Genomic DNA, 3,609 nt, shown 5'->3' with positions numbered 1-3,609 from the left:
GGAAATAGGCAGCGAACACGCCACCCATACCTCCCAAGAAAAATCCTGCCGTCAGATCCCCCCAACCCCGAGCTGTAGCCAGAGGAGCGGCCCCCGGCGTCTCCGGCTTGTTTCCGAAGGTAACGCTGCCATAGGCCGACATGCAGGCGGTTCCCAGCAGCACAATCGCCATCGCCGTAACCAGCCCGCCTAAGTTAGCTGCCTCAGGGTAATCCCGCAGCGGCCCCAGCACAATTTCTGGCCCTACCAAGAAATAGCCATGGGCCAGCCCAATTTCTAGACCCCGCAACAGCGGCGATAAACCAGGACGGTTGATGGGAAGATTGTTGATAAACAGACGGGTGACAGGAGAATCGCTGATGGGCGTCGAAAGATGCCCCTCGCAGGGATCGTCGTTAAAGGTGCGAATGTAATCCATGTCCGAATGTCCTGCCTGGAATTTTGCGATTCATTCTACGGGGCCTAAGTTACCCTCTCGGCAACCACCACCCGGATCGTTAAAAAAGTTCATGCTCGCTTAACACAGAGATAGCTCTTCTAAATAAGTTTGAGACATAAGTTTGAGACATTCCCTCGCAGAACCTGTCCTCAGCAATTCGCGCTCTTGCCCATGATCCCTGACCTGCTAACGCGAACTTCACCCTCTCCAGGGGGAGAAGAGAGAAGTCCAGATTCACCGCCTGGTTGTAACCAGTGGTGAGGAATAGCGGCAGCTTTTTCGGACTGTGTATTGAGTATTAAGTTGAGTATTAAGGTCTGCAATGAAGTGGGATCCCTGCTGGGCAAGGGATCGATATTGCGCTGTGGTAGGTAGCCCCGAAAAAAGTGGTAGATACACTGGCCATGGGTCAACAAAGCCTAACTGAATTCGGCTAGGTCGTAAAAACCATGGGACCCTTTACCCCTACCTATTGGGGGCTACTACCAGACCGAAAACCTCAAACCTACAGACTAGAGCCTAGGCCCACATAGGAGCCATAGAAAAAGAGCCCAACTACCGTGATCACACCCAAACCGGCAACCACAGCCACTATCCACAAAGGGATCCTTGCTTGACTGGTCATAGCAACTGGTCTCCAAAAAAGACAGAACTAGCAGCAATTACATTCTCAGTAAACTTAGCAAAGGGGAGCAAGGGCTAGCCAAAAGCCAGCATTGTCCCCTGCGCTCTTTCCCAACTCCAAGAGCAGAGTGGGATCCTGGCCTCAGTTGAGAAAATAGCTGGAGAACAACAGCCCAACCACAAACACCAGCAGCAAACCCAGGTAAAGGGAAGTGCGGTTTAGCTCCACCGGTTGGGAGTTGGGATTCCTTTCGGGTTGATCAGCCATTGGGTTCACCGTTGAATAAACTGCATTGCAGCAATAGCTCCCAAGAAGAAAACAGTTGGGATCGCCAAGGTATGTACCGCCAGCCAACGGACGGTAAAAACAGGGTAAAAAACGGGTTCATCAGATTTAGTGGCCATAGATATCACCCTACGCAAAAAGCTCAATCAACTTACAAATTGCAATAACGAATAGTCCACTTACCCACGGGCACTCCTAGCGAGTCAGCCTCTCCAGCTCCTCCAGAGCATTGAAGCGATCGCTAACGATCGGCAACTCCTGGCGCTCTGCCGTGAAATACTCATTGGGGCGCGGGGTGCCAAAAATATCATAGGCCAGGCCAGTGCTCACAAAAAGCCAGCCTGCCAAAAACAAAGCGGGAATGGTCAGGGCGTGAATAACCCAGTAGCGGACACTGGTAATGATATCGACAAAAGGTCGCTCTCCGGTGCTGCCAGCCATGAAACTCCTCCCTAGGGTAGGGGCAAAAGTGCTTTCTGAACTTTCTGAGTCTATAACACAATGATAAGGATTTGGATGCACAACTACAAGTTACGAGACCCTTGCTTAGGCCCTTTGCTGTCAAGCCGGATCCCGTCTTGCATAGGTAAAATCTCCTAAGGGATCCCTGCGGCGAACCTTCTTACCCGAGTTTTCAGAATCTCACTGCCAAAGGGCGCAATCCCAAGGGGCATCGAGGGCTTGAGGATGGGGCGGAAGTTTGAGATAAGCTGGCCCTGAGGGGATGTTGTTGGAACAGGAGTGACAGCTATGCGGTGCTCGTGGCCCCTAGCTCTGAGCTTGTGTTGGACGCTGGGCTGGTCGGGTGTCAGCTTGCCGGCTTGGTCCCAAGGGGTGGAGCAGCAAGCCTCGCTGGCCTGGACCGACCCCTACGTGGCGGCTCTGGAACGTCAGACAGATGTGGTGATCACCCAAGAACCCCTGTCAGCCACCCTGACCCGTCTGGAATTGGCCCAGTGGCTGACGGAGTTTTTCGGCTACATTCCCAATCCCAACCAGGTGCAGGAGATTCGCGACCTGGAGCCCAACACCCCCGACTATTGGACTGCCCAAGCCGTGCTGCAGGCGGGGGCCATGCGCCTATACGAGGGCAACGAGTTTCGCCCGCAAGGGGATATCACTCACCTGGAAGCCCTGGCCATTTTGGTGCGGGCTCTGCAATTGCCTGCTCCCACCCAGGCCGACATTGAGCGCTGGATGGCTCTGTACACCGATGCGGCTGATGTGCCGGAGGTAGGGCGGGCTTTTGTGGCCATGGCAGGCGAAGCGGGGCTGCTGGTGAATGTGCCGGATCCAGCTCGTCTTCAGCCCAATCGCGTGCTGAGGCGAGCAGAAGGGGCGGTGTTGTTGCATCAGGCCCTGGTGTATCGCGGTCAGCTTCCGCCCTTGCCACCCCCTGTGGCCCAGTTGCGTCCCTCCCCAGCCCGGGTGGCCGAGACTGTCCAACCCGAAATCTTCCAAACGCGGATCACTCCCGAGGGAGGAAGTGTTCCTGCAGGGGGAACCTTGACCATTGAAGCGCAGGCCACTCCCAACGGCAGGGCTACGGTTGATATCGGCGGCGTGGTTCAGGGTCTGCCGATGCAGGAGGTGCAGCCCGGCTACTACCGCGCAGTTTATAGCCTTGGTCCTCAGGATGCCGTCTTTGGCCCCGACATCAGTATTCAGTTGACCCTCAATGGCGTCAGTACCCGCGTTCAACGGCGGCTACCTCAACTGGCCTTGGGCAATGTTGCTCCTCCGCCAGTGGAATCAGTATTTCCGCCCCCAGCTCCTCTGCCGCAGCCAGCCCCTCTGACTGCAGCCAGCAATCGCTATCCGCGCATTGAGGCCATTCGCTTGGATCCCCAGCGCGACTTGGTGGAAGGGGACATTCTCACCATTGCCATTTGGGGGGAATCTGGAGGGATCGCCCAGTTTGATCTGGGGAATCTGGCCCTGAACCAGCCGATGCGGGAGGTACGACCCAACCACTACGAAGGCACCTACGTGGTAGCCCCCACCCACCAGGCCAACAATCCCACCTTGAGGATTGTGCTCACCAAGGACGGCCTCAGCCAGGAACATCGGGAGATTTTTCCTTTTTCCATCGATGGCTCCAGAGGAACCCGCTCCACCATTCAGCCGGTTTCCGCACCCGTCGCCACGGGACTGCCCCAGATTTTCAGTGTCACCACCAACAGCACCAATCTGCGCATGGGAGAAATTCTCAAAGTCACCATGCGAGGGGATCCGGGGGGGCGGGCTGCTTTTCGGATTG

General features: G+C 55.9%; 6 protein-coding genes. 1 reads left to right on the top strand and 5 read right to left on the bottom strand.

Annotated features, from left to right (window positions below):
- The 5 genes from NW837_RS13560 to psbE all read right to left on the bottom strand — a co-directional run.
- Window positions 1-418: photosystem I reaction center protein subunit XI (locus NW837_RS13560; protein WP_414332146.1), on the bottom strand; the 418-nt coding region annotated here is incomplete at its 3' end.
- Window positions 419-944: 526 nt separating this feature from the next.
- Window positions 945-1,064, bottom strand: coding sequence for a photosystem II reaction center protein J (locus tag NW837_RS13555; protein ID WP_011433112.1), 120 nt, complete (start codon window positions 1,062-1,064; stop codon window positions 945-947).
- Between the two features lie 141 nt (window positions 1,065-1,205).
- Window positions 1,206-1,331, bottom strand: coding sequence for a photosystem II reaction center protein L (locus tag NW837_RS13550; protein ID WP_011433111.1), 126 nt, complete (start codon window positions 1,329-1,331; stop codon window positions 1,206-1,208).
- 5 nt (window positions 1,332-1,336) lie between these two features.
- A complete protein-coding gene (psbF, locus tag NW837_RS13545) occupies window positions 1,337-1,468 on the bottom strand; it encodes a cytochrome b559 subunit beta (RefSeq protein ID WP_011433110.1) in 132 nt (43 codons plus the stop codon).
- 76 nt (window positions 1,469-1,544) lie between these two features.
- A complete protein-coding gene (psbE, locus tag NW837_RS13540; protein WP_011433109.1) occupies window positions 1,545-1,790 on the bottom strand; it encodes a cytochrome b559 subunit alpha in 246 nt (81 codons plus the stop codon).
- 309 nt (window positions 1,791-2,099) lie between these two features.
- Between psbE and NW837_RS13535 the strand changes: the two genes are divergently transcribed.
- Window positions 2,100-3,609, top strand: a 1,510-nt coding sequence (locus NW837_RS13535; protein ID WP_414332145.1) for an S-layer homology domain-containing protein, incomplete at its 3' end; no start/stop codon positions are given.

The organism is Synechococcus sp. R6-10, from assembly GCF_047461815.1.
Classification (GTDB): domain Bacteria; phylum Cyanobacteriota; class Cyanobacteriia; order Thermostichales; family Thermostichaceae; genus Thermostichus.
This window is presented reverse-complemented; position numbering and strand designations above follow the sequence as displayed.

Bases quoted from the DNA above. Each gene is read 5' to 3' on its own strand.
- psbE (WP_011433109.1), bottom strand. From the start codon at position 1,790: ATGGCTGGCAGCACCGGAGAGCGACCTTTTGTCGATATCATTACCAGT.
- NW837_RS13550 (WP_011433111.1), bottom strand. From the start codon at position 1,331: ATGGCTGATCAACCCGAAAGGAATCCCAACTCCCAACCGGTGGAGCTA.
- psbF (WP_011433110.1), bottom strand. From the start codon at position 1,468: ATGGCCACTAAATCTGATGAACCCGTTTTTTACCCTGTTTTTACCGTC.
- NW837_RS13555 (WP_011433112.1), bottom strand. From the start codon at position 1,064: ATGACCAGTCAAGCAAGGATCCCTTTGTGGATAGTGGCTGTGGTTGCC.